Annotated in this window: 3 protein-coding genes; 1 reads left to right on the forward strand and 2 read right to left on the reverse strand. The window is 45.0% G+C overall.

Annotated elements, in window-relative coordinates:
- On the forward strand, window positions 1-243 hold a 243-nt coding region (locus R7Q48_RS24820), incomplete at its 5' end, for a hypothetical protein (RefSeq protein ID WP_318132774.1).
- A 168-nt stretch (window positions 244-411) separates the two neighbouring features.
- On the opposite strand, the gene R7Q48_RS24825 is transcribed toward R7Q48_RS24820, so the two are convergent.
- The gene (locus R7Q48_RS24825; RefSeq protein WP_005457235.1) at window positions 412-564 is read right to left on the reverse strand and encodes a hypothetical protein; all 153 of its coding nucleotides are present in this window, start codon (window positions 562-564) and stop codon (window positions 412-414) included.
- A gap of 202 nt (window positions 565-766) precedes the next feature.
- Window positions 767-1,059 (reverse strand): sugar-transfer associated ATP-grasp domain-containing protein (locus R7Q48_RS24830; protein WP_318132776.1); only part of this gene is annotated, 293 nt, incomplete at its 5' end.

Here is a 1,059-nt window from a genome sequence, read left to right on the forward strand (position 1 = left end):
GAGGCGGCTCGTCTGGATGCGAAGTCGATTTCAACGCTATTCGAACTGTGTGACCGTCTGGATATGCAGCTGTTGATTGCTGCGCCAGAGAACATCAGCCCAGAGAAAGGTACAACCTACAAGTTGGTACGTAAGGTGTTTAAAGATCACGAACACGTACACGTTGTTGGTCTACGTGGCTTTGGTCAAACAGATAAACCGAAGAGTGAAGTTCAAGAAATGATTGAAGAGTTTGAATCATAAGCTTGGAAGCATAAAAAACGCCCGCAATTAAAGCGGGCGTTTTTGTATCTGATTAACAGGGAGATGCAGGTAACGGGCATAAAATAAGCCGAGGCTGTAGGACGACAGTCTCGGCTTTTTCGTGAGCACTTAGACCAATAGCAGGGAGTATTGGAAATAATCTAAGCGCTATTCCTCTGAAATATCGGTTCCAGCTTCGATAATTTCAGCAAGCTCTTCAAGTGCTTGAACCGAAAGCTCAGACAAACGTTGTAAGTGTTGGTCAAAAGTTTCCTGGTCTACAAGCTGTGGTTCATTATTATTTGTTTCTTTTGTTAGCATCGCCCAACCTCTTTAAGTTGAGTAAGGGGAGTAAACATCATACTCAATGGGCTCAGTAGAAAAGAAACGATCTATGTTGATTCTGTTAGCTCGATCATTGATTCAAATGATGAAACCGGCGAAATGAGATAGGAAGGGGAGTGAAAACGATGGCAGAAAGAAAAAAGCTAGCAACCATGTGCTGATTGCTAGCTTGTAAGGTTTAGAACTTTGGTTTTACACCAAATTGCTCAACCGCGTAGGCTACGCGATCTATAGGCTTAGGGTACTCCGCTGGAGTGCCGAGGCTTTCAATATGCTTCAAGCGAGGAAGCAATCCTGCTCCGTTCGCGATTTGAATAGCCAAACCAGGACGAGCATTCAGCTCAAGTACCATCGGACCTTCTTCTTTGTCGAGAACCATGTCGGTGCCCATGTAACCAAGCCCCGTCATTTCCCAAGCACTTGACGCAAGTTCTAGCAAACGCTCCCAATGAGGCACTTGCAGAGTCGATA

Source organism: Vibrio sp. 378, assembly GCF_033339435.1.